The following is a 21,211-nucleotide window of genomic DNA, read 5'->3' as shown; positions in this document are numbered from 1 at the left end:
CCCATTAAGACCCGGTTTGTAAAACGGGTAGGGGTGGGTGGTGTAGCCCATGAAAGCTAAGGAGCTGCGGGAACTTACAGATGAGGAGCTAAAGCGCAAAGTGGAGGACTGGAAACAGGAGCTTTTTAACCTCCGTTTCCAGCAGGCCACGGGCCAGTTGGATAACCCCATGCGGCTTAGAGAGGTAAAACGCAATATTGCACGGGCGAAAACCATTCTGCGAGAAAGGGAATTAAAAGCCCTCAGGGAGGGTCGCAGTTAAGCAATTCGAAGTTACGGGGAGGTTGTACCGTGGAAAGAGGCACACGCAAGACCCGGGTGGGCCGGGTGGTGAGCGATAAAATGGATAAAACAGTGGTGGTAGAAGTCGAGACCGTCAAGCGCCACCCCCTGCTGGGCAAAACCATCCGGCGCACCAAGCGCTTTAAAGCCCACGATGAGAATAATGAATACCGCGTGGGCGATAAGGTTCTGATTATGGAGACCCGTCCCTTGAGTAAAGAAAAAAGGTGGAGGGTTGTACAGCTCCTGGAACGTCCGGAATAACCTCTCCTTGAAGGCTAAACTTTTAGAGAGCCTTTAACGGAAAGGGGGTAGAAGACGGTGATACAGCAGCAATCCATCCTCAAAGTAGGCGATAATACGGGAGCCAAGAAGATCATGTGCATCCGTGTTCTGGGTGGTTCCAAACGCCGCTATGCGTCCGTGGGGGACGTTATAATTGCCTCGGTTAAAGAGGCCGCGCCCGGAGGTGTGGTCAAGAAGGGCGACGTGGTACGGGCCGTAGTAGTTCGTACCGTAAAGCCCATAAGGCGGGAGGATGGGTCCTATATACGTTTTGATGAAAACGCAGCGGTTATCATAAACGAACAGGGCAATCCCAGGGGCACACGTATTTTCGGTCCTGTAGCCCGGGAGCTAAGGGAAAAGGACTTCATGAAGATCATCTCCCTGGCCCCTGAGGTCTTATAAATGTGGCCAGCAAGCGAGGTGCATAAGGTTGACCAGGCCCAAGGTGCACGTAAAAAAGGGCGATACCGTGATGGTCATTACCGGCAAGGACAAAGGTAAAACAGGCAAGGTCATCCGGGTCATCCCTGCTAAGCGCCGGGTAGTAGTAGAAGGGGTTAACATCGTAAAGAAGCACGTGCGACCCAGTCCCCAAAACCAGCAGGGCGGCATCATCGAGATGGAAGCACCCATCGACAGCAGCAATGTGATGCTGGTCTGTACCAAATGCGGGCGTCCGACCCGTATAGCCCGCCGGTTCCTGGAGGACGGGACCAAGGTGCGCGCCTGCAAGAAATGCGGGGAGATTATCGATTAGGTTTAAAAGGAGGGGGTGAGCCCCGTGGAGATGCCTAGACTTAAAGAAAAATATCTTAAGGAAATACGGCCGGCCCTGCAAAAGAAATTCGGGTACCGGAACGTGATGGAGGTACCCAAACTAGAGAAGATCGTCATCAACATGGGGGTGGGAGAGGCCACCCAGAACCCCAAAGCCTTGGATGGCGCGGTAGAGGATCTTATGGCCATAACGGGTCAGAGACCCATTGTAATTAAGGCTAAAAAATCCATATCAGCCTTCAAGCTGCGTAAAGGAATGAAAATCGGCTGCAAGGTTACCTTAAGGGGAGACCGGATGTACGAATTCCTCGACCGTCTTGTGAATGTGGCCCTTCCGCGGGTGCGGGATTTCAAGGGTGTTTCGCCCCATTCCTTTGACGGCCGCGGGAACTACAATTTGGGGATAAAGGAACAGCTAATATTCCCGGAAGTTGATTATGATAAGATAGATCAGGTCCGCGGTATGGATATAAATATAGTTACTACAGCCAAGACAGATGAGGAGGCGCGGGAATTGCTTCGCCTCTTTGGCATGCCCTTTAGAGACAACTAAGGTCAAGGAATTAAAAGGAGGAAAGGTATGGCTAGAAAAGCATTGGTTGTAAGGCAGCAGAAGCCGCCTAAATTTAAGGTCCGGGCGCGCAATCGGTGTCAGCGTTGCGGGCGGCCGCGCGGTTACCTGCGTAAATTTGGCCTGTGCCGGATATGCTTCCGCCAGCTGGCACACAGGGGGGAACTCCCCGGCGTAGTGAAGGCTAGCTGGTAGGGGCCGGGAAGAGAAGGAAGGGGGTAGCTTTACCTATGATGACAGATCCCATCGCGGATTTCCTCACGCGTATCCGCAACGCCAACTTAGCCTACCACGAGAAGGTGGAAGTACCGGCCTCCCGGGTGAAGCGGGCCATCGCCGAGATAATGAAGAACGAAGGTTTCATCAAGGACTACGAATACATTGACGACGGCAAGCAAGGAATCCTAAGGATTTACCTCAAATACGGCCCCAACAAGGAACGGGTTATTACTGGCCTTAAGCGCATAAGCCGCCCGGGGCTAAGGATATACGCCCGGAAAGACCAGCTTCCGCGAGTGCTGGGTGGTTTAGGTATAGCGGTAATATCCACTTCCAAGGGCATCATGACCGACAAGCAAGCTAGGCGGGAAGGCGTAGGCGGCGAGGTCATCTGCTACATCTGGTAGCCTGTAAGGAGGTGAAGAAGGGTTGTCCCGGGTCGGGAAGATGCCGGTTAAAATACCGGCAGGAGTGGAGGTTAAGATCGAAGGGAACACGGTTACTGTTAAGGGACCCCGGGGGGAGCTCACCCGGACCTTCCCGGACCCTATAACCGTAGTGCAAGAGGGAGACGTCTTAAAGGTATTGCGCCCATCGGATGCGAAACCCCATAAGGCCCTGCACGGCCTGTCCCGGGCCTTGCTCAAGAATATGGTAGAAGGTGTAACTAACGGCTTTCAGAAGACCCTCGAGCTGGTAGGGGTGGGCTACCGGGCCTCCAAGCAGGGTAGGAAATTGGTTTTAAACGTTGGCTATTCGCACCCGGTGGAAATCGAGCCACCGCCGGGGCTGGAGATAGAAGTCCCCGCACCTAATAAGATAATTGTGAAAGGGATCGACAAGGAGGCTGTCGGCAACCTGGCGGCCAATATAAGAGCCGTGCGGGAGCCTGAACCCTACAAGGGCAAGGGTATCAAATACGAAGACGAATACATCCGCCGCAAGGTGGGCAAGACAGGGGCTAAGGGTGGCGGAAAAGGAGGCAAGAAGTAATTAGCGGCAGGAAACAGCGCAGACCATGCTATATAAGTTTGCGCGGTACGGATTGTTATACGGCGACAAGATACTTTGTGACTTATGGAGGTAAGCGGGCGATGATAAAGAAACCCACCCGTAAAGAAATGCGGGCACGCAAGCACCTGCGCGTGAGAAAAAAGGTGTTTGGTACGCCTGAACGCCCCCGCCTCTCCGTGTACAGGAGCCTACGTCACATCTACGCCCAGATAATAGACGACGTGGCCGGGCATACCTTGGTGGCGGCATCTACCTTGGATCCGGCTCTAAGAGACCTACCCTCCACCAGCAACAAAGAAGCAGCGCGAAAAGTGGGGGAGCTTTTAGCTAAGAAGGCTCTAGAACGGGGCATAAAAAAGGTCGTTTTTGACCGCGGGGGCAATAAATACCATGGGAGAATCGCTGCTCTGGCTGAAGGCGCACGTGCAGGCGGCCTAGAATTCTAACGATTGAAGAGGAGGGGAAGAATGGCGCGGCCTCGGGTTGACGTTAAAGATAACCAGCTTATAGAGAAAGTGGTCCAGGTACGGCGCGTAGCTAAAGTGGTAAAGGGCGGACGCCGTTTCAATTTTTCCGCCCTTGTAGTAGTGGGAGACGGCCAGGGACGAGTAGGAGCGGCGCTGGGCAAGGCGGCCGAGGTTCCCGATGCCATCCGTAAGGGTGTGGAGAAAGCCAAGAAAAACCTCATCGAAGTACCCTTGGCGGGAACCACCATTCCCCATGAGATCATCGGGGATTTCGGCGCCAGCAAAGTCCTGCTTAAGCCCGCCAGGCCTGGTACCGGAGTTATTGCCGGAGGTGCGGTGCGGGCTGTGCTAGAGGCGGCAGGGATACGGGATATTCTCACTAAATCCCTAGGCTCCAATAATCCCATCAACGTAGTTTGGGCTACAGTAGAAGGGTTAAAGAACCTAAAGAGGCCTGAGAAAGTAGCCCAGCTCCGCGGCAAGCCTTTAAAGGAAATCCTGCATTAAAGAGGGGGACGGTTAGAAGTTGGGCAAGCTCAAAATCACCCTAAAAAGGAGCCTTATAGGAAGGCCTGCTCAGCAACGCCGAACTGCAGAGGCCCTGGGGTTGCGACGGATAGGGCAGCAGGTGATACAGCCCGATAATCCGGCTACGTGGGGCCAGATAGAGAAGCTGTCCCACCTGGTGGAAGTAGAGAAGATTGACGAGGAGGCTTAAGTTAAGGGGGGAAGGATGTGCGGCTACACGAACTGCGTCCGGTGCCCGGCTCGCGGCCCAAGCCTACCCGGGTGGGCCGGGGTATAGGTTCGGGACTGGGAAAGACTTCTGGAAGGGGACATAAAGGACAGAAGGCCCGTTCGGGCGGGGGAGTACGTCCCGGCTTTGAAGGCGGCCAGATGCCCCTTACCCGCCGGGTGCCCAAGCGCGGCTTCACCAACAAGTTCAAACGCAAGCTGGCCGTAGTTAATGTAGGGGATCTCGAGCGTTTTGAAAGCGGGACGGTGGTCACCCCGGAACTTTTACGGGAGGCGGGCTTGGTCAAGAAGGTGCGGGATGGTGTGAAGATCCTGGGGGATGGTGAAATAACCAAACCCCTGGTGGTGCGTGCGCAGGCAGCCAGCCGGCAGGCTATTGCCAAGATCGAGGCTGCAGGCGGCAGGGTTGAGGTGGTTTAGGTGCTCCAAACCTTAAAGAGCGCCTGGAAGCTGGAGGACCTGCGTAAAAGGATAATTTTTACCTTGCTCATGTTTCTAGTATTCCGCCTAGGGGCTCATATACCTGTTCCCGGCGTAGATGCGGAGCTGCTTAAGAAACTTCTAGGGACGGGTACCATTTTCGGGTTTTTCGATGTGATATCGGGTGGCGCCTTTAAGCGTTTTACAGTTTTTGCTATGGGTATTATGCCCTATATTAACGCTTCCATCATCATGCAGCTTCTCACGGTGGCCATTCCTTCCTTGGAGAGGCTGGCCAAGGAGGGGCTGGATGGGCGCAAGAAAATTATCCAGTATACCAGGTACGGTACGGTTATATTAAGTATGATCCAGGCTACAGGCATGTCTGTATTGCTGGGCAGGCAGGGCGCTTATATAAACCCGGGGGTTCTAAACCATGTGGTTACTGTGATAAGTCTTACCGCGGGCACCGTGTTTCTCATGTGGATGGGGGAACTCATTACAGAGAGGGGTATAGGGAACGGTATCTCCCTCCTTATCTTCGCAGGAATTGTGTCCAGGCTTCCGGCCGGTGCAGTCACGTTATACCAGTACATCACCGGTGGGACTACGAATATATTCTCGGCCTTCCTTTTTGGCGTTATCGCCGTGGGAGTTATCGCGGCTGTCGTGGCTATGCAGGAAGGCCAGCGCCGTATACCGGTACAGTATACGAAGAGGGTAGTAGGCCGCCGGGTTTACGGGGGCCAGAGCACCCACATACCCTTGCGGGTGAACCAGGCCGGGGTTATCCCCGTTATCTTCGCCATGTCTATACTCCTTTTCCCGCAGACCTTAGCCTCATGGTTTCCCCAGAACCGGGTGGCCCAGACCATAGTGCACCTCTTCGACCCGCGTTCAGCCCTGTATATGGTGCTGTACGCGCTCCTTATAATTTTCTTTACCTACTTCTATACTGCTGTGACCTTTAACCCCCAGGAAGTGGCGGAAAACATCAAGAAGTATGGCGGGTTTATCCCGGGCCTAAGGCCCGGACGTCCTACCGCGGAATATATCGAGCGGATCCTTGCCCGGGTTACTCTGGCGGGGGCCATTTTCCTGGCTTTCATCGCCCTCTTACCTAACCTGATGATGGCCATCACCGGGATAAACCTTTACTTTGGGGGCACCTCACTTCTTATAGTAGTGGGCGTGGCGCTGGAGACTATGAAGCAACTGGAAGCCCAGCTCTTACTCCGCCACTACCAGGGCTTCCTAAAATAACAGCAGGGGGGAGGGCCGTGCGCCTAGTCCTACTTGGTCCGCCAGGGGCGGGCAAAGGTACTCAAGCTCAGGAAATAAGCCGGCGCCTGGAGATCCCCCATATATCTACCGGGGATATGTTTCGTGCCGCCGTAAGGAGCGGGACCGAACTGGGGCGTAAAGCAAAGGAGTACCTGGAGGCGGGGCTCCTGGTGCCGGACGAGGTAACCATCGGGTTGGTCAAAGACCGGCTCAGTCGGCGGGATTGTGACGGCGGCTTTTTATTAGACGGCTTTCCCCGGACTGTTCCCCAAGCGCAGGCTCTGGACGATTGGCTGGGGGAAAGGGGCCTAAAGCTGGATGCAGTTTTAGATATAGAGGCACCCCGCGAGGTTCTTCTGGTCCGGCTTACCGGTAGGCGCGTATGTTCGAGCTGCGGCGCCACCTACCACGTTGTCTATAACCCGCCCCGGGAGCCCGGGCGGTGTGATGCTTGCGGAGGCGAACTGGTCCAGCGGCAAGATGACCGTGAAGACACCGTACGGGAACGCCTTGAGGTTTATGACCGCCAGACGGCACCCCTTAAAAAATATTACCTGGAACGGGGCGTTCTTCACGAGATCAACGGAAACCAGGAGATCGCCCGGGTGCTCAAGGATATCGGCGCCGTGCTGGGAAGAGAGTGGGTATGATTATCTTAAAAGGCCGGCGGGAAATTGAGCTTATGCGCCGGGCGGGGCGGGTAGTAGCCGAAGTCCTGGCCATCCTAGAGGAGCATATTGCGCCGGGCGTTACGACCCTGGAGCTTGACCGAATTGCGGAGGAGGCCTTGATCCGTAGGGGAGCTATACCGGCCTTCAAAGGATACCGGGGATTCCCGGCCAGCATCTGTGTGGCCGTTAACCAAGAGGTTGTGCACGGCATACCTGGTTTAAAAAGGCTTGTAGAAGGAGATATTATTAGTATTGACATCGGCGCGGTAATAGAGGGATACTATGGCGATGCTGCAGCCACCTTTCCGGTAGGGAGTGTTGACGAAGAAAAGGAGCGGTTGCTTAAGGTCACCCAGGAAGCGTTGTGGCAGGGTATAAAACAGGCCGTAGTCGGAAACCGGCTGTCGGATATATCCCATGCCATCCAGACCCACGTAGAAAGCAACGGTTTCTCAGTGGTGAGGGACTATGTGGGACATGGCATAGGTCAGAATATGCACGAGGACCCGCAGGTACCTAACTTCGGTCCTCCCGGCCGCGGGCCGCGGCTTAGACCGGGCATGACCCTGGCTATCGAGCCCATGGTCAATGCTGGGACCCACGAGGTTATAACCTTACCGGATGGTTGGACCGTGGTCACTGCGGACGGCAAGCCGTCAGCCCATTTCGAGCATACGGTAGCCATAACCGAGGAGGGTCCTTATGTCTTAACCCTCCTCTGAAGCCACTAACCCCGAGGTTCGAGGGGGGAGAAAACCTTTGTCTACAGGGCCGACCTTGCGGGTAGGGCAGCTTGTCTACTCTAGGGCCGGAAGGGACCGTGGGCGTCCTTTTCTGGTGTGGGATATCCCCTCGCCCCGGCGTGTCCTTCTGGTGGACGGTAAGCTGCGGAGGGTGGCTAAACCCAAGCTCAAAAATACCCTCCACGTTCAGCCCGTCAACCGCTGGGCCGAGGACATTGCCGCAAAACGAAGTAAAGGTGAAAACATAAGCGATGCTGAGGTAAGGCGGGCCTTGGCCAAGCTTGTAGGCGAAGAGGGAAACATGTCCTAGAGGGAAGGAGGGGTGCAGTATTTGGCCAAAGAGGATGTAATTGAAGTAGAAGGGACCGTGGTCGAAGCTTTGCCTAATGCCATGTTCAGGGTGGAGCTACCCAACGGCCATAAGGTCCTAGCCCATGTCTCGGGTAAGATACGGATGAACTTTATCCGTATCCTGCCGGGAGACCGGGTTTTGGTGGAGCTATCACCCTACGACCTGACCCGGGGCCGTATAGTTTACCGTTACAAGTAGTTTGTCAAGAACGTCCAGTAGTTATACTGGGAAGGAGTGTACTACTTTGAAAGTAAAGCCCTCTGTTAAGGCCATTTGCGAAAAGTGCAAGATCATAAAGCGCAAAGGCAAGGTTAGGGTGATTTGTGAAAATCCCAAGCATAAACAGAGACAAGGCTAAGACAGGCAGGAGGTATAAAGTCCGATGGCACGTATTGCGGGAGTAGACCTGCCGCGGGATAAAAGGGTAGAAATAGCTTTGACTTATATTTACGGCATAGGCAGGTCCAGGGCCAAGGAGATTTTGGCCCACACAGGCATTAATCCCGATACAAGGGTGCGGGACCTGACGGAAGAAGAAGTGGCCAAAATTCGCGACTTTATCGATAAAAATTATACCGTAGAGGGGGACCTGCGCCGCGAGGTAGCTCTAAATATCAAGAGGCTTATAGAGATAGGCTGCTACCGGGGTCTCAGGCACCGCCGGGGCTTACCGGTGAGGGGTCAAAGGACCAGAACCAATGCCCGTACCAGAAAGGGACCTAGAAAGACGGTCGGCGTGAAGCGTAAGAAGAAGTAAAGGAAGGGGAGGGACCCTAAATGCCGCGGAAGGGAAGCCGTAGTAAGCGGCGGGAGCGCAAGCATATCGAAAGCGGCATCGCCCATATTAAATCGACCTTTAACAACACCATAGTTACCATTACCGATAAAGCGGGTAATACCATAGCTTGGGCCAGCGGCGGCACAGTGGGATTTAAAGGAACCCGTAAGAGTACGCCCTACGCGGCCCAGCTGGCAGCTGAATCGGCGGCCAAGCAAGCTATGGAATACGGTGTGAAGGTTGTAGAGTGTTACGTGAAAGGCCCAGGGGCGGGGCGAGAGGCGGCCATCAGATCCTTACAGGCTGCCGGGCTGGAGGTCAGCGTGATCAAAGACGTAACGCCCATACCCCACAACGGATGCCGCCCCCCCAAACGCCGGAGAGTATAATTAGGAGGTGCTAGTGCCTTTGGCTAGATATACAGGACCGGTTTGCCGCTTGTGCCGCAGAGAGGGCATCAAGCTCTATCTTAAGGGCGAGCGCTGCTACACGGACAAATGTGCCATAGCACGCCGTCCCTATGCACCAGGCCAGCACGGCCGGGAGAGAAGGAAACTTTCCGAATACGGGCTAAGACTTAGGGAAAAGCAGAAGGCGCGCCGAATTTACGGAGTTATGGAACGCCAGTTCCGCCGTTACTTTGAAAGGGCTGCCAAGGAGAAGGGGGTTACCGGCGAAAATCTTCTGCGCTTACTTGAGCGCAGGCTGGACAACGTAGTCTACCGTTTGGGCTTTGCCAGTTCCCGCGCTGAGGCCCGGCAGCTGGTGAGGCACGGGCACTTTACCGTCAATGGCCGTAAAGTAGATATACCTTCCTATCTGGTCGAGCCCGGGGATGAAATAGCGGTCCGGGAGAAAAGCAAGGAATCTCCCAAGTTTCAGGAGCTAGCTGCCCAGGCAGCCCACCGCACCCCTCCGGCCTGGCTGGAAGTAGACGCTGCGAACATGAAGGGGAAGGTTTTGTCCTTGCCCACCCGCGACCAGATAGATGTACCCATCCAAGAGCACCTTATCGTGGAGCTCTATTCCAAGTAATCCCTTCGGGGAAAGGATAGAGCCCGCGAAAAGGAGGATGGCTTATGCTGGGAATGGAACGGCCTAGGCTGGAATGTGTAGAGAAGACCTCCAAATTCGGGCGCTTTGTGATCGAGCCCTTAGAGAGGGGTTACGGGATTACCCTGGGTAATTCCTTGCGCCGGGTGCTCCTTTCTTCTTTGCCTGGAGCGGCTGTAACCTCAGTTAAAATTGAAGGGGTCCTCCATGAGTTTTCTACCATTCCCGGGGTGGTGGAAGATACCACGGATATCATCTTGAACCTAAAAAACCTGGCTCTAAAAATCCACAGCGATGAACCCAAGATATTGCGGATCGAAGCTGAGGGCGAAGGGGAAGTAAAGGCAGGGGATATAATAGCCGACGCTGACGTGGAGATCCTTAACCCCGAGCTCCACATAGCCACCCTGGAGAAGGACGGCCGCCTTTTTATGGAGATAACGGCCCAGAAGGGCCGGGGCTATGTTCCGGCAGAAAAGAACAAGAGGGATGACCACGTCATAGGCGTGATCCCGGTGGATTCCCTTTACTCCCCGGTCCACAAAGTAAACTATATCGTGGAAAATACGCGCGTGGGTCAGGTCACCGACTACGACAGACTCACCTTAGAAGTGTGGACCAACGGGAGCCTTGCGCCTGATGAGGCGGTAAGCACGGCGGCCCAGATCCTGATAGATTACTTTAAGCTATTCGTAGAGCTTGCTGACCGGGTGGCTCCGGAGGTCAATGTTGCTCCTAAAGAAGAAGACAAAAAGGACCGTTTGCTGGATATGACCATTGAAGAACTGGATCTTTCGGTGCGCTCCTATAACTGCCTCAAGAGGGCGGGTATAAACACGGTTGGAGAGCTTATACAAAGGACAGAGGAAGATATGATGAAGGTGCGCAACCTGGGTAAGAAGTCCCTGGAGGAAGTAGTGCAGAAGCTGGCCGAGCTAGGCCTCAAGCTGCGGAGCCCGGACGAATAAATCCGGGGAAGGGGATTAAAAAGGAGGGATAAACATCCATGGGCTATAGGAAGCTGGGGAGAAGGTGCGACCACCGGAAGATGCTTTTGCGCAACATCGTCACTTCCTTCTTGCGGGAAGGACGGCTAACTACTACCGAGCCCCGCGCCAAAGAACTGAGGAGGATCGCCGACGAAATGATCACCCTGGCCAAGAGGGGGGACTTGCACGCCCGGCGCCAGGCCTTGGCCTACCTGCTGGATGAAGACGTAGTTACCAAACTGTTTAAAGAGATCGGGCCGCGCTACGCCGACCGGCAAGGGGGATACACCAGGCTGGTTAAGGTCGGCTACCGCCGGGGAGACGGAGCCCCTCTGGTCATGGTGGAACTAGTCTAAACCTATGCTCTGTTTTAAGGAAGTAAGTTTTTCTTACCCAGGTGCCTCGCGGCCGGCTCTAAGAAAGGTCAGCCTTGCGTTGACCCCCGGTGAGTTTGTGGTGGTCATGGGACCTAACGGCTCGGGAAAGTCCACCCTGACGCGGCTGGGTAACGGGCTTCTGCAGCCCTCAGAAGGCGAGGTCGTGGTGGACGGGCTAAATACGAGGGATCCGCTAGGCCTCCCCCGGGTACGCCAGAAGGTGGGCTTGGTTTTCCAGGATCCTGACAACCAAATGGTAGCGGGCACCGTGGAAGAGGATATAGCCTTCGGGCCAGAAAACCTGGGCCTGCCACCAGATGAAATAAAGCAGCGGGTTGAGGAAGCCCTAGCCACCTTGGGTATCACCGCCCTCCGTAAACGCCCTCCCCACCGGTTATCCGGCGGCCAGAAACAAAAGGTGGCCCTGGCAGGGATCCTGGCTATGAAGCCGCAGTATATTCTCCTTGATGAAGCTACGGCCATGCTGGATCCCCGGTCCCGTGAGGAAGTGTTAGGGCTTCTTAATTTTTTATGCCGGCAGCAGAAAATCGGGATCCTCCTGGTCACCCACCTGCCGGAGGAAGCCTTGATGGCCGACAGGCTAGTTATCCTCTATGAAGGCACTATTTGGAAAGAGGGGGCACCTGAGGAAGTCTTTAGTCGACCGGAGGAGCTTCTTAGGAGGGGACTCGAAGCTCCCCAGACGGTCCTTCTAGCCCAGAGATTGGCCCGGAGGGGACTAAACCTGCCCCACAGAGCCTTAAGACCGGAAGAGCTGGCTCAAGCTCTGTGGGCCCTAGCTCGGAGCGGGCCTTAAGGCGGGGCTACTGGAGTTTCGGCCCCTAAAGGGCCCCTTAAGGAGCATAAAATTATGGAGGTCCTTTTAAAAGGGGTAAACTTTAATTACCAGCTTGGAGGCCAAGAACTGGCTGCCTTAAAGGACATAGACTTGGTCATTCACCCGGGGGAGTTGCTTGCCATTACCGGGGAAGGAGGTTCGGGCAAGTCCACCCTGGCCCAGGTCATAGCTGGGCTCTTAAAGCCTACCGGTGGACAGGTCTACTGGGACGGACAGCCCCTATGGAGCCCCAAGGGCAAGCGCCTCATCACCTGGCAGGGTAAGGTGGGATTAGCCCTTCAGCAGCCTGAAGACCAGCTCTTTGCAGAAACTGTCGGGGAGGACGTAGCCTTCGGCCCTCGGAATTTAGGATTGCCCCCGGAGGAAGTAGAAAAGAGGGTTAAAGAGGCACTCAAGAAAGTAGGGTTGAGTGAGGAAATCTGCGGGTGCTCTCCCTTTATTTTAAGCGGGGGACAGAAAAGGCGGGTAGCCTTGGCGGGCATTTTGGCCCTGGACCCCGATATCCTCATACTGGATGAGCCTACGGCGGGACTGGATCCGGGAGGACGGCGCCAGGTTATTCATATAATACGGGAATTTCACGGGCGACGGGGTAAGACGGTTATCCTTATTTCCCACAACATGGCGGAAGTCTCTGTGCTGGCCCAGAGGATCATCGTCCTGCACAGGGGGCGCATAGTCCTAAGCGGGACACCGGCAGATGTTTTTGTCCGGGGCGGTCAGCTAGAAGAGTGGGGATTGCTTCCACCGCCTCTTACCCGGGTGTTGTTGGAACTCAACCGGAAGGGAGCGGACCTAAACCTCGCCGCCTTTACCCTAAAGGAAGTAGAAGAGGAACTATGGTCCTGGCTTTCCGGCCGAAAAAGGTGTCCTCATCTAGCTTGCGGAGGGGGAGAGAACAGTTTTAGAGCTGGGCCATTACCTGCCTGGAGATAGCTTTCTTCACCGGTTAGATCCCAGGACAAAAATCTTGGGCATCCTCTTTTACGGCATAGGGATTCTAGGCGCACCTGGTCCGGGGGGCACCTACCTTTTAGGAATCCCTAGCCTTGTGGCCGTGGCTGTAAGCGGTCTACCTGCGCGCTTTCTATGGCGCCAGCTTAGACCTCTCATCCTTTTCCTAGTAATAATTCTCATCCTGGAGGCCCTTCTCATTCCGGGAGCCGAGTTAGTCACATTGGGTCCTCTGGTGGTAAGTCGCGAAGGGCTGTACCAGGGCCTTACGGCAGCGGGCAGGGTGCTGTTTCTTCTGGTAGCCGCTTTTCTTCTCACAGCTACCACCTCTCCCCTGGACCTGGCCCGGGGGCTAGAATCGCTGCTTAAGCCGGGGCGCAAACTAAAGCTTCCGGTGGAGGAGTTCTCCTTAATGCTGACCCTGGCCTTGAGATTTGTACCCACCCTGCTGGAAGAAGCCGAGCGCATAAGCAAGGCCCAGGCAGCGAGGGGGTTTACCCTGGAGGGAAGGAACCTACTTAAAAAAGGGATGAGCCTGCTTCCTCTGGTGGTACCTCTTTTCGTAAGCACCTTAAGGAGGGCGGAAGATCTGGCCCAAGCCCTTGAGGCCCGGGGATACCGGCCGGGCTCAGTCCGCACTAGCTTAAAAACGCTAGAGATGCGGTGGCCAGATTATATATTCCTGTTATCCACCCTGCTTTTAGCCACCACGGCTTTTATCTGGCGCTAGCGAGGGGAGGGGCAGTGCGCCATCTTAAGATTACCTTGGCCTATGAGGGTACAGCCTACGCGGGATGGCAAGTCCAGCCGGGCACCCATGGCCCTACCGTCCAGGGGAAGGTCGAAGAGGCCCTGGCGTGTTTAACGGGCGAAAGGATCCGGGTGGTGGCCGCGGGCCGGACAGATGCCGGCGTCCACGCTCGGGGACAGGTTATAAGCTTTTCAACCCGCAGCCGCATACCCGTGGAACGCTGGCCTTGGGCCTTGAATAGCGTGCTGCCGGAGGACATTGTGGCTGTTGAGGCTCTGGAAGTAGGTCCGGATTTTCATGCCCGGTATTCTGCCAAAAGCAAAACTTATCGTTATACCATAGATAACGGGCCCTTCCCCGATGTTTTCCGGCGCAGGTTCGCCTGGCACATCCGCCACCCTCTAGACCTTAAGGCCATGGAAGAGGCAGCCCTTTATTTGGTAGGTAAGCACGACTTTCGTTCCTTTGCGGCCTCCGGCCGGCCTGTTAAAAGTTTTGAAAGGGAAATTATGGACGTAAGCTGGTCAAGGGAAGGCCCCTTCCTTCATTTTGATATTACTGCAGACGGGTTCCTATACAACATGGTCCGTATTATCGTTGGTACTTTGGTCGAGGTAGGGCTGGGGCGTCGCCGGCCCGATGATATGAAAACGATTTTAGCCGGTCGCGAGCGCTCCCTGGCGGGCCCGACCGCGCCGGCTCATGGGCTCTGCCTGATGAGGGTGGATTATTAAATTAAGTTGACTAGCCCCCCGCCTTTACGTAAAATTAAGCTGCAGAACATTTCGAGCCTGGGGTAAGGAAGGAGGGACACAGGGTGACCACCACCTATATGGCCAAACCCCACGAGATCAAGAGAAAATGGTACATCATAGATGCGGCAGGTAAGACCCTAGGTAGGGTTGCTGCTACCGCTGCTTCTATCCTCCGGGGCAAGCACAAGCCCATCTTCACTCCCCATGTGGATACAGGCGATCATGTGATAGTGATCAACGCGGAAAAAGTGAGGCTTACGGGGAAAAAGCTTCTTAAAAAGGAATACATCACCCATTCCGGTTATCCCGGCGGGCTTAAGCGTATAAATTATGCCACCCTGCTCCAAACCCATCCTGAGCGGGCCATCGAGAAAGCCGTGTGGGGAATGCTCCCCCATAACCGTCTGGGAAGGAAAATCTTTAAAAAGCTGCGGGTCTACAGAGGAAGCGTCCATCCCCACGAGGCCCAGAAGCCGGAAATATGGCCCTTAGAAGAGTAAACGCGGGCAGGACAAAGGCGGGCCTTTAAGATAAAAGGCAGGCCCTTAGGGTCCTAAAAAGGCCGGCCATAAACATATATCTAAGAAGGGAAAGGAGGGGAAGGGTTGGCTCAGGTCCAGTTTTACGGCACCGGACGGCGCAAAACCGCGGTGGCCCGGGTGCGCCTCATACCCGGCCAGGGCCGTATCCTAATAAACAATAAACCGCCTGCCGAATACTTCGGCCAGCAGATACTGGCTGACATGATACGTAAACCCCTGGAAGTCACTAATACCGTGGACCGCTTTGACGTCCTAGCTAAGGTAGAAGGAGGGGGAATAACCGGTCAGGCGGGTGCGGTCCGCTTAGGCATAGCGCGGGCCCTGCTCCAGGCCGACGAATCCTTTAGGCCCATCTTGAGGCAGGCCGGCTTCCTTACGCGGGATCCCCGCATGAAGGAGCGGCGCAAGTACGGTCTTAAGAAAGCCCGCAAGGCACCCCAGTTCTCGAAACGCTAAAGAAAAGAGGTGGGGAAGATGCACATCCTTACGGTGGCAAAGCCGCGGCTTCAAGAGACCTGGTCCCGGGGTGGTTGTGGTAACTGTCACGTCTCCTGCCAGTCAGCCTGCAAGACATCTATAACCGTGAGCAACCAGCCCTGTGAAAAGGAGAACAGGTAAGTCCTTAAGATAATAATTCGCTAAACCCCCTTAAATTTATATGGCTCGCAAATTGCCAGACCTTAAAGGTATCGACTGGCAGGCGGACCTTCATTTATTTACCTGTAACGGGCTCCACCTTCTTCTGGATGTAAACAGTGGAGCCCTGCACGTTTTAGATGATGTGGCTAAAGAGGTTTTAAACGAGCTAATGGAAGGCGCTCGAGATTTAAGCCCCTCCGCCGAAGCGCTTAAGGCAACTGGAAGATGGGGAGAGGAGCGGGTTGCCGAGGTACTAGAAGAACTGGCCCGCTGCCAGGAAGAAGGCAGCCTTTTTACCCGGGATTTAGCGGCAGGGTGGTACCGCCCGCCGGAAGCCCTCCTCCAGGGATTGTGCTTACACGTATCCCACGATTGTAATATGCGCTGTCTGTATTGCTTTGCCGGAGGTGGTTCCTTCGGGGGCCAAAAAAATCTAATGCCCCTCTCTGTCGGCAAGGCAGCTATAGATTTCCTCTTGACCGCTTCGGGACCGCGGAGGCGCGTGGAAGTAGACTTTTTTGGGGGCGAACCCCTTTTGAATTTTCCGGTGGTAAGGGAGCTTGTTTTTTACGGCCGCTCTAAAGCTAGGGATTTAGGGAAAGAGATACGCTTCACCCTCACCACCAATGGTCTGGCCTTAAATAAAGAGATAGGCGACTTTTTAAACAGCGAGGGCATAAGCGTAATTTTAAGCCTTGACGGCCGGCCGGAGACAAACGACCGCTACCGGCGGACCAACCGGGGGCAAGGAAGTTATCACAGGGTGCTTCCCCGGATAAAGTATTTTCTCGAAAGGCGGGGCTACCAGGACTACTGGGTGCGGGGTACCTACACCCGGGATAACCTGGACTTTACCGACGATGTGAGGCACCTCGTAGAACTAGGCTTCCGTTTTATTTCCCTAGAGCCCGTGGTGGCACCGCCCGTATACCCCTATGCCTTGCGCATGGAAGATATAAACACCATAAGGGAAGAATACCGCAGGCTGGCCTCCTTTTACCTCGAGGCCCGGTCTAAAGGCAGGGCTTTTGAGTTTTTCCACTTTAATCTGGAGCTTAACGGAGGACCTTGCCTGGCTAAGAGGCTGCACGGTTGCGGTGCAGGAGTCTCCTACCTGGCGGTGAGCCCGGAAGGTGAGCTTTATCCCTGCCACCAGTTGGTAGGTCAGGAAGACTTTCGCCTGGGCCATGTAGAAACGGGTGTCACCAGAAAGGAACTTCAAGAAGAATTCCGCCAGGCCCACGTCTACAATAAGCCCCGGTGTCTTCGTTGTTGGGCCCGCTTTTACTGTAGTGGTGGCTGCCATGCCGCGGCCTTGGCTTCTACGGGAACCCTAAGGGAGCCCGATCCGGTGGCCTGTGCCGTACAAAAAGCCCGCTTGGAAGCAGCACTTTACGTCCTGGCCAGATCCCGGATAAATTTTCTCCCGGAAGCAGGATCTAAAGCCTGCCAAGTCGAATAATCTAAGTTCGGGAAAGATGGGAGCTACCTTTAAAAAGTTCAAAGGAGGTGTGGCATGCCACCGCACGACCCAGAGAAGGACAGGCCTTTTCTATGGAGAAGCTTACTGGCTCCATGTTCAGGGGTTTTCTCGGAAACAGGGCGTATCCTTCAGTGTGCTTTTAGCCGACTGAAAGGGAAGGTCGTCCGGAGACAGCGGCCCGGCTGGCGTATAGACCCTAAGGCTGTGCTAGTTATCGCTAGCATACTTGTGGCCTTAGGATTTTGGCGGCACTTTACGGCCCCCAATGCTTGGGCGGTTATGCTGGCGGGTGAACGGGTAGGTATTGTCGCTACCCGGGAGGAAGCCGAGAAAGCCCTGGAGAGGGTTAGGAGCGCTCTGGAGGCTTCTGGCTACCAGGGGGTAGAGATCGAAGGCCAGGTAGAGTATGTCCCGGTAAGGGTGGAACGGGATGAGATAAATACCGGGGAAGAGCTGGAACGTATTTTAGCCCAGAAGGTGGCCTTCCGGGTTTTGGCCACCGAAATAAGGGTGGACGATAAGCCCGTAACCCTGGTTAGGGATGAGGAAACAGCTCAAAGGGTACTTGAAGAGGTTAAAAAGGCCTATATCCCTGAAGGCGTGGAGATAGAAGAGGTAAAATTTAAAGAGCATATCGACCTGGCCAAGAGGTTGGCTACGCCCGAGGAGGTACTGGCCTTCGAACAGGCCTTATCCGAGCTCTTAGGGGGCACAGGAACGGAAGATTACACGGTAGAAGCGGGGGATTCTCTGTGGAGTATCGCCCAAAAGTACGGCTTGACGGTTGAACAATTGAGGGCTGATAACCCCCAGCTCCAGGGTGAACGCCTGGACATAGGCCAGATACTCAAGGTTCGTACCGCAAGACCCCTAGTCTGTGTAGTGGTGACCTACCGTCAAGAGGTAGTAGAAAGCATCCCCTATACTACGGAAACCCGGTCCAATCCGTCGCTATGGCGGGGAGAGGAGAGGGTAAAACAGGAAGGGGAAGAAGGGCAAAAGAAGGTTATTTACCGGCTGGTAGCGGAAAACGGCCAGGTTGTACACAAGGAAGCCTTACAGAGTGAAGTGATAAAAGAGCCGGTAGCCCGCATCGTAGAAAGGGGAACACGGGTGCAGGTCGCCCTGGCCTCCCGTGGAGGAGGTTCGGGTCGGCTGGCCTGGCCCATTTACGGGCAGATCACTTCAAACTTCGGGTACCGCGGCAGAGAATTTCATACCGGGATAGACATAGCGGCTCCCCACGGCTCTCCGGTAGGAGCGGCAGAAGCGGGCAGAGTAACTTATGTAGGCTATGACGGTGGCTACGGCCGCACGGTGATTGTAGACCACGGGGGAGGTTTGGCTACCCGCTACTCCCACCTTTCGGGCTATAACGTGAAAGTGGGGCAGCAGGTGTCCCGCAGAGAGGTTATAGGTTACGTTGGAGCCACAGGGAGGGCTACGGGTCCTCACCTCCACTTTGAAGTACTGGTAAGCGGTGAACCGCGGAACCCGCTTAATTATCTGCGCTAGTGTAAAAAGCGAGACCGCAAACCCGGTCCGGCTGGACCGGGTTTTTTTGTTTCATCCCGTATACTTTTGCGCCTTCTTGTGCTCGCCCAAGTTATAGCGTATAATTAAACCAGTCAAACTAATAGATAGCATAAAACATAATAAATACGTACCGTCAAAACCTAAAAGTAAAGGGCATTGGCAAATAGGAAAACGCTGAGTTAAGAAGGAGGAAACCTGCCATGACTTACGATCTTATAATCATCGGAGGAGGTCCCGCCGGCCTTACTGCCGGCCTTTACGGCGCAAGGGGCGGGCTTCACACCCTTATCATAGAGAGGGGAGCGCCGGGAGGCCAGGCCGGCCAGACGGACAGGATAGAAAACTACCCCGGTTTTCCGGAAGGGATAAGCGGCCTGGATCTGGCCTTTAAATTTACCGAGCAAGCCCAGAAATATGGAGCCAGGTTAGAGATGGGCACGGTGGAAAAAGTGGACTTCTCGGGAGAAATAAAGCGGGTTTGGACGGGAGAAGGTGAATATACGGGCCGTGCTGTTATCATAGCTACAGGGGCCAGTCCCCGGCCTCTAGACGTGCCCGGGGAGGAGGCTTTGCGCGGGAAGGGGGTATCTTATTGCGCAACTTGCGATGGGGCCTTCTTCCGGGGCAAAAAAGTGGCAGTGGTAGGAGGGGGCGACTCCGCCGTGGAGGAAGCCTTATTCCTTACCCGCTTTGCCGACCAGGTGAGTATAATCCACCGGCGCGATAAGCTCCGGGCTATAAAGGTCTTACAGCAGAGGGCCCAAGAAAACCCTAAAATAAACTTTTACTGGAACACGGTGGTGGAGGCTATACTAGGTGAAAGTAAAGTGGAAGCCTTAAGGCTTAAAAATGTGGCCTCAGGTGATACATGGGAGGAGCCCTTTGACGGCGTTTTTATCTTCATAGGTCTAAAGCCGAACACAGAGTTTTTGGGGAACACGATAGCCCTGGATGAAAACGGGTACATCATTACACGAGAGGACCTATCTACTTCTTCTCCGGGGGTGTTTGCGGCCGGGGATGTACGGTCTAAAGCCTTCCGTCAAGTGACCACAGCCGTGGGCGACGGAGCGGCTGCCGCTATGGCCGCCCAAAAGTACCTGGCCGAGGCCGTTCAATAAGATCCAACGTTCGTCCGCGCATTCCCAGTCTTTTGTGGGGAGGCTCCCCTGGCTTTAAAGTAAGCGATGGAACGCGAGGGCTAGCTTAGCGCCCGAGGGTTTCTCGAGCGAGGGTAAAGTCAAGCAGGCCTGGGAGCATAACTGGGGATAACCCAGGCCACGTAGCACGTAGTACTTGAATCTCAGCCCAAGAGCGGATATAATATTTGCGAGGGATATACCCCTGTGGGGTATAACGATTTAGGTAAAATAAGGAGGAGAAGGTATATGGGTTGCTGCTGCGGGCCGGCCAGCCGGCGGGTGATCTTAAAGATACAGGGAATGAGCTGCGAACATTGCAAAAGAAGTGTAGAGGCAGCCCTTAAGGGGTTGGACGGGGTCGAAAAGGTTGCAGTAGATGTAGGAGGCGGCGAAGCAGTAGTCGACTACTACCCGGCCCGGCTAACTGTAGAGGAATTAAAGAAAGCAGTGGTGGAAGCCGGCTATGAGGTTTCAAGCGTTGTACAGTGATATTTTGCCGGGGGCAGAAAGAGTTAGAGCCCGGGCGTCAAAATGGCCCGGGCTTTTGCCTTCTATTTACAGTGAAAGGCCTGGCCCGGCTATAGTATAATCAGGGAGAAACAGGAGGAGAGCTGGGGGGAGGAACATTGACGCTTTTTGAGCGGGTGGCCTTATACGCTATATGCTTAAGCATATTCTTAAGCATATTTATATTTAGCATTCGGGGACTCCCGCAAATTTACACACCTTTAAACGCCCTAGCCCGGTATTATACCGAATGGCAAACGCGGGATTGGCTGGTCAAGGAAAGTGAGCATTTCCGGGTAAAATATCTTGTTCCGGACGCCGGTATAGCAGATCTGGTGCTAAGTACCGCTGAAGAGCAATACCGTCCGGCCACGGCTTTATTGGGGGTTCGGGATTCTAGGAAAACTCTGATATTAATCTATCCCGACCGCTACAGCCTGGCCAAACCCTTCGGGTGGGCAAATGACGAAGAAGCTATGGGAGTATACTGGGCAGGGGTAATCCGGATCGTCTCACCCCGAGACTGGGTACAATCAAAGGAGGCGTTCGAAGAGATCTTCAAGACCCAGGGTCCGGTGGTTCACGAATTTGCCCATCTTTTGGTGGACAGGCTGGCCAAGGGCAATTACCCGCGGTGGCTGACGGAGGGTATCGCCCAGCAGGTGGAAAAGCAGGTTACAGGGTATGAGCTGCCCGGACCGGAAGCCGGGGAAGTTTCAGCGTGGTATTCCCTGGAGGAGATGGACAAGGGTTTCGATGGTCTTCCCGACCAGTCCTTGGCCTACCGTCAATCTTCGATTATGGTGGGCCGGTTACTGGAAAGAGCTGGTTGGGAGGGGATAAGGCGCCTCCTTGAGCTTTTAGGGTCCGGATGGTCCTTTGAAAAAGCGTTATTTTCAGCGGCCGGAACGCGGCCCGAGGAATTGTTACCGCCGGCCTTGCGTTAAGTGGCAGGGTGCCCTCCTCTTTTTAAACCCCTGCCGGGGGTGTAACTTTTCGAAT

General features: G+C 54.7%; 35 protein-coding genes. All 35 read left to right on the top strand.

Annotated features, from left to right (window positions below; genetic code table 11):
- Nucleotides 1-49: 49 nt before the first annotated feature.
- The 35 genes from rpmC to L5656_RS02440 all read left to right on the top strand — a co-directional run bounded on the left by rpmC (nt 50) and on the right by L5656_RS02440 (nt 21,156).
- Complete coding sequence (rpmC, locus tag L5656_RS02610) at nt 50-262, top strand: 50S ribosomal protein L29 (protein WP_297198589.1); 213 nt, start codon at nt 50-52, stop codon at nt 260-262.
- Nucleotides 263-291: 29 nt separating this feature from the next.
- Nucleotides 292-546, top strand: coding sequence for a 30S ribosomal protein S17 (gene rpsQ / locus L5656_RS02605; RefSeq protein WP_297198586.1), 255 nt, complete (start codon nt 292-294; stop codon nt 544-546).
- A gap of 57 nt (nt 547-603) precedes the next feature.
- Entirely contained in the window at nt 604-972 is a 369-nt protein-coding gene (gene rplN / locus L5656_RS02600; RefSeq protein WP_297198582.1) for a 50S ribosomal protein L14, read from the top strand.
- 28 nt (nt 973-1,000) lie between these two features.
- Nucleotides 1,001-1,327 carry a 50S ribosomal protein L24 gene (rplX, locus tag L5656_RS02595; RefSeq protein WP_366017798.1) on the top strand — a complete coding sequence of 109 codons (327 nt, stop codon included), beginning with the start codon at nt 1,001-1,003 and terminating at the stop codon, nt 1,325-1,327.
- Between the two features lie 30 nt (nt 1,328-1,357).
- Nucleotides 1,358-1,900 carry a 50S ribosomal protein L5 gene (rplE, locus tag L5656_RS02590; RefSeq protein ID WP_297198580.1) on the top strand — a complete coding sequence of 181 codons (543 nt, stop codon included), beginning with the start codon at nt 1,358-1,360 and terminating at the stop codon, nt 1,898-1,900.
- Nucleotides 1,901-1,927: 27 nt separating this feature from the next.
- On the top strand, nt 1,928-2,113 hold the full coding sequence (locus L5656_RS02585; RefSeq protein ID WP_297198578.1) for a type Z 30S ribosomal protein S14: 186 nt from the start codon (nt 1,928-1,930) through the stop codon (nt 2,111-2,113).
- A 35-nt stretch (nt 2,114-2,148) separates the two neighbouring features.
- The gene (gene rpsH, locus L5656_RS02580; protein WP_366017797.1) at nt 2,149-2,544 is read left to right on the top strand and encodes a 30S ribosomal protein S8; all 396 of its coding nucleotides are present in this window, start codon (nt 2,149-2,151) and stop codon (nt 2,542-2,544) included.
- Nucleotides 2,545-2,566: 22 nt separating this feature from the next.
- Nucleotides 2,567-3,130, top strand: coding sequence for a 50S ribosomal protein L6 (gene rplF, locus L5656_RS02575; RefSeq protein WP_297198576.1), 564 nt, complete (start codon nt 2,567-2,569; stop codon nt 3,128-3,130).
- Between the two features lie 101 nt (nt 3,131-3,231).
- Nucleotides 3,232-3,597 (top strand): 50S ribosomal protein L18, encoded by a 366-nt coding sequence (gene rplR, locus L5656_RS02570; RefSeq protein ID WP_297198574.1) that lies wholly within the window; start codon nt 3,232-3,234, stop codon nt 3,595-3,597.
- A 21-nt stretch (nt 3,598-3,618) separates the two neighbouring features.
- A complete protein-coding gene (gene rpsE / locus L5656_RS02565) occupies nt 3,619-4,125 on the top strand; it encodes a 30S ribosomal protein S5 (protein WP_297198572.1) in 507 nt (168 codons plus the stop codon).
- A 19-nt stretch (nt 4,126-4,144) separates the two neighbouring features.
- Nucleotides 4,145-4,336, top strand: coding sequence for a 50S ribosomal protein L30 (gene rpmD / locus L5656_RS02560; RefSeq protein WP_297198570.1), 192 nt, complete (start codon nt 4,145-4,147; stop codon nt 4,334-4,336).
- 17 nt (nt 4,337-4,353) lie between these two features.
- Complete coding sequence (gene rplO, locus L5656_RS02555) at nt 4,354-4,794, top strand: 50S ribosomal protein L15 (RefSeq protein ID WP_297198568.1); 441 nt, start codon at nt 4,354-4,356, stop codon at nt 4,792-4,794.
- Nucleotides 4,795-6,057, top strand: coding sequence for a preprotein translocase subunit SecY (gene secY, locus L5656_RS02550; protein ID WP_297198566.1), 1,263 nt, complete (start codon nt 4,795-4,797; stop codon nt 6,055-6,057).
- A 17-nt stretch (nt 6,058-6,074) separates the two neighbouring features.
- Entirely contained in the window at nt 6,075-6,728 is a 654-nt protein-coding gene (locus tag L5656_RS02545; RefSeq protein WP_297198564.1) for an adenylate kinase, read from the top strand.
- A complete protein-coding gene (gene map, locus L5656_RS02540) occupies nt 6,725-7,471 on the top strand; it encodes a type I methionyl aminopeptidase (protein WP_297198562.1) in 747 nt (248 codons plus the stop codon). The genes L5656_RS02545 and map overlap by 4 nt, the downstream gene beginning before the upstream one ends.
- Before the next feature lie 37 nt (nt 7,472-7,508).
- The gene (locus tag L5656_RS02535) at nt 7,509-7,802 is read left to right on the top strand and encodes a KOW domain-containing RNA-binding protein (RefSeq protein WP_297198560.1); all 294 of its coding nucleotides are present in this window, start codon (nt 7,509-7,511) and stop codon (nt 7,800-7,802) included.
- A gap of 21 nt (nt 7,803-7,823) precedes the next feature.
- A complete protein-coding gene (infA, locus tag L5656_RS02530; RefSeq protein ID WP_297198557.1) occupies nt 7,824-8,042 on the top strand; it encodes a translation initiation factor IF-1 in 219 nt (72 codons plus the stop codon).
- A gap of 46 nt (nt 8,043-8,088) precedes the next feature.
- Nucleotides 8,089-8,202, top strand: coding sequence for a 50S ribosomal protein L36 (gene rpmJ / locus L5656_RS02525; RefSeq protein ID WP_084662996.1), 114 nt, complete (start codon nt 8,089-8,091; stop codon nt 8,200-8,202).
- A 24-nt stretch (nt 8,203-8,226) separates the two neighbouring features.
- Nucleotides 8,227-8,601 (top strand): 30S ribosomal protein S13, encoded by a 375-nt coding sequence (rpsM, locus tag L5656_RS02520; RefSeq protein WP_297198550.1) that lies wholly within the window; start codon nt 8,227-8,229, stop codon nt 8,599-8,601.
- A 20-nt stretch (nt 8,602-8,621) separates the two neighbouring features.
- Complete coding sequence (rpsK, locus tag L5656_RS02515) at nt 8,622-9,011, top strand: 30S ribosomal protein S11 (protein WP_297198547.1); 390 nt, start codon at nt 8,622-8,624, stop codon at nt 9,009-9,011.
- A 19-nt stretch (nt 9,012-9,030) separates the two neighbouring features.
- Nucleotides 9,031-9,657: a 30S ribosomal protein S4 gene (gene rpsD / locus L5656_RS02510; RefSeq protein ID WP_297198543.1), complete on the top strand. Its 627-nt coding sequence runs from the start codon at nt 9,031-9,033 to the stop codon at nt 9,655-9,657.
- A 44-nt stretch (nt 9,658-9,701) separates the two neighbouring features.
- Nucleotides 9,702-10,643, top strand: a complete 942-nt coding sequence (locus tag L5656_RS02505) for a DNA-directed RNA polymerase subunit alpha (protein ID WP_297198540.1) — start codon at nt 9,702-9,704, stop codon at nt 10,641-10,643.
- A 38-nt stretch (nt 10,644-10,681) separates the two neighbouring features.
- Nucleotides 10,682-11,020, top strand: coding sequence for a 50S ribosomal protein L17 (gene rplQ, locus L5656_RS02500; protein WP_297198537.1), 339 nt, complete (start codon nt 10,682-10,684; stop codon nt 11,018-11,020).
- A gap of 4 nt (nt 11,021-11,024) precedes the next feature.
- Complete coding sequence (locus L5656_RS02495; RefSeq protein WP_297198535.1) at nt 11,025-11,858, top strand: energy-coupling factor transporter ATPase; 834 nt, start codon at nt 11,025-11,027, stop codon at nt 11,856-11,858.
- 54 nt (nt 11,859-11,912) lie between these two features.
- Nucleotides 11,913-12,836, top strand: coding sequence for an energy-coupling factor transporter ATPase (locus L5656_RS02490; protein WP_297198531.1), 924 nt, complete (start codon nt 11,913-11,915; stop codon nt 12,834-12,836).
- A 34-nt stretch (nt 12,837-12,870) separates the two neighbouring features.
- Nucleotides 12,871-13,584 (top strand): energy-coupling factor transporter transmembrane component T family protein, encoded by a 714-nt coding sequence (locus L5656_RS02485; RefSeq protein WP_366017796.1) that lies wholly within the window; start codon nt 12,871-12,873, stop codon nt 13,582-13,584.
- A gap of 14 nt (nt 13,585-13,598) precedes the next feature.
- Nucleotides 13,599-14,339: a tRNA pseudouridine(38-40) synthase TruA gene (gene truA / locus L5656_RS02480; RefSeq protein WP_297198528.1), complete on the top strand. Its 741-nt coding sequence runs from the start codon at nt 13,599-13,601 to the stop codon at nt 14,337-14,339.
- An 83-nt stretch (nt 14,340-14,422) separates the two neighbouring features.
- A complete protein-coding gene (gene rplM / locus L5656_RS02475; protein WP_297198524.1) occupies nt 14,423-14,860 on the top strand; it encodes a 50S ribosomal protein L13 in 438 nt (145 codons plus the stop codon).
- 105 nt (nt 14,861-14,965) lie between these two features.
- Entirely contained in the window at nt 14,966-15,358 is a 393-nt protein-coding gene (rpsI, locus tag L5656_RS02470) for a 30S ribosomal protein S9 (RefSeq protein ID WP_297198521.1), read from the top strand.
- An 18-nt stretch (nt 15,359-15,376) separates the two neighbouring features.
- Complete coding sequence (gene scfA, locus L5656_RS02465; RefSeq protein ID WP_297198516.1) at nt 15,377-15,520, top strand: six-cysteine ranthipeptide SCIFF; 144 nt, start codon at nt 15,377-15,379, stop codon at nt 15,518-15,520.
- A 52-nt stretch (nt 15,521-15,572) separates the two neighbouring features.
- Nucleotides 15,573-17,003 (top strand): thioether cross-link-forming SCIFF peptide maturase, encoded by a 1,431-nt coding sequence (gene scfB / locus L5656_RS02460; RefSeq protein WP_297198512.1) that lies wholly within the window; start codon nt 15,573-15,575, stop codon nt 17,001-17,003.
- A 54-nt stretch (nt 17,004-17,057) separates the two neighbouring features.
- A complete protein-coding gene (locus L5656_RS02455) occupies nt 17,058-18,539 on the top strand; it encodes a peptidoglycan DD-metalloendopeptidase family protein (protein ID WP_297198509.1) in 1,482 nt (493 codons plus the stop codon).
- Nucleotides 18,540-18,760: 221 nt separating this feature from the next.
- The gene (gene trxB / locus L5656_RS02450) at nt 18,761-19,681 is read left to right on the top strand and encodes a thioredoxin-disulfide reductase (RefSeq protein ID WP_297198506.1); all 921 of its coding nucleotides are present in this window, start codon (nt 18,761-18,763) and stop codon (nt 19,679-19,681) included.
- A 267-nt stretch (nt 19,682-19,948) separates the two neighbouring features.
- The gene (locus L5656_RS02445; protein ID WP_297198503.1) at nt 19,949-20,191 is read left to right on the top strand and encodes a heavy-metal-associated domain-containing protein; all 243 of its coding nucleotides are present in this window, start codon (nt 19,949-19,951) and stop codon (nt 20,189-20,191) included.
- 137 nt (nt 20,192-20,328) lie between these two features.
- Entirely contained in the window at nt 20,329-21,156 is an 828-nt protein-coding gene (locus tag L5656_RS02440) for a peptidase MA family metallohydrolase (protein ID WP_297198500.1), read from the top strand.
- Nucleotides 21,157-21,211 lie beyond the last annotated feature (55 nt).

The sequence above is a fragment of the Thermanaeromonas sp. genome, assembly GCF_021890735.1.
Classification (GTDB): domain Bacteria; phylum Bacillota; class DSM-521; order Neomoorellales; family Neomoorellaceae; genus Thermanaeromonas.
The sequence above is the reverse complement of the archived record's forward strand: the minus strand, read 5'-3'. Positions and strand labels throughout refer to the sequence as shown.

Excerpts from the sequence above, each read along its gene's own strand:
- L5656_RS02495 (WP_297198535.1), top strand. The coding sequence starts at position 11,025 with ATGCTCTGTTTTAAGGAAGTAAGTTTTTCTTACCCAGGTGCCTCGCGG.
- L5656_RS02490 (WP_297198531.1), top strand. The coding sequence starts at position 11,913 with ATGGAGGTCCTTTTAAAAGGGGTAAACTTTAATTACCAGCTTGGAGGC.
- L5656_RS02585 (WP_297198578.1), top strand. The coding sequence starts at position 1,928 with ATGGCTAGAAAAGCATTGGTTGTAAGGCAGCAGAAGCCGCCTAAATTT.
- rpsH (WP_366017797.1), top strand. The coding sequence starts at position 2,149 with ATGATGACAGATCCCATCGCGGATTTCCTCACGCGTATCCGCAACGCC.
- rpsE (WP_297198572.1), top strand. The coding sequence starts at position 3,619 with ATGGCGCGGCCTCGGGTTGACGTTAAAGATAACCAGCTTATAGAGAAA.
- rpmC (WP_297198589.1), top strand. The coding sequence starts at position 50 with ATGAAAGCTAAGGAGCTGCGGGAACTTACAGATGAGGAGCTAAAGCGC.
- L5656_RS02505 (WP_297198540.1), top strand. The coding sequence starts at position 9,702 with ATGCTGGGAATGGAACGGCCTAGGCTGGAATGTGTAGAGAAGACCTCC.
- rplE (WP_297198580.1), top strand. The coding sequence starts at position 1,358 with ATGCCTAGACTTAAAGAAAAATATCTTAAGGAAATACGGCCGGCCCTG.
- rplQ (WP_297198537.1), top strand. The coding sequence starts at position 10,682 with ATGGGCTATAGGAAGCTGGGGAGAAGGTGCGACCACCGGAAGATGCTT.
- L5656_RS02445 (WP_297198503.1), top strand. The coding sequence starts at position 19,949 with ATGGGTTGCTGCTGCGGGCCGGCCAGCCGGCGGGTGATCTTAAAGATA.
- rpsM (WP_297198550.1), top strand. The coding sequence starts at position 8,227 with ATGGCACGTATTGCGGGAGTAGACCTGCCGCGGGATAAAAGGGTAGAA.
- rpsK (WP_297198547.1), top strand. The coding sequence starts at position 8,622 with ATGCCGCGGAAGGGAAGCCGTAGTAAGCGGCGGGAGCGCAAGCATATC.
- L5656_RS02455 (WP_297198509.1), top strand. The coding sequence starts at position 17,058 with ATGCCACCGCACGACCCAGAGAAGGACAGGCCTTTTCTATGGAGAAGC.
- trxB (WP_297198506.1), top strand. The coding sequence starts at position 18,761 with ATGACTTACGATCTTATAATCATCGGAGGAGGTCCCGCCGGCCTTACT.
- rplR (WP_297198574.1), top strand. The coding sequence starts at position 3,232 with ATGATAAAGAAACCCACCCGTAAAGAAATGCGGGCACGCAAGCACCTG.
- map (WP_297198562.1), top strand. The coding sequence starts at position 6,725 with ATGATTATCTTAAAAGGCCGGCGGGAAATTGAGCTTATGCGCCGGGCG.
- scfA (WP_297198516.1), top strand. The coding sequence starts at position 15,377 with ATGCACATCCTTACGGTGGCAAAGCCGCGGCTTCAAGAGACCTGGTCC.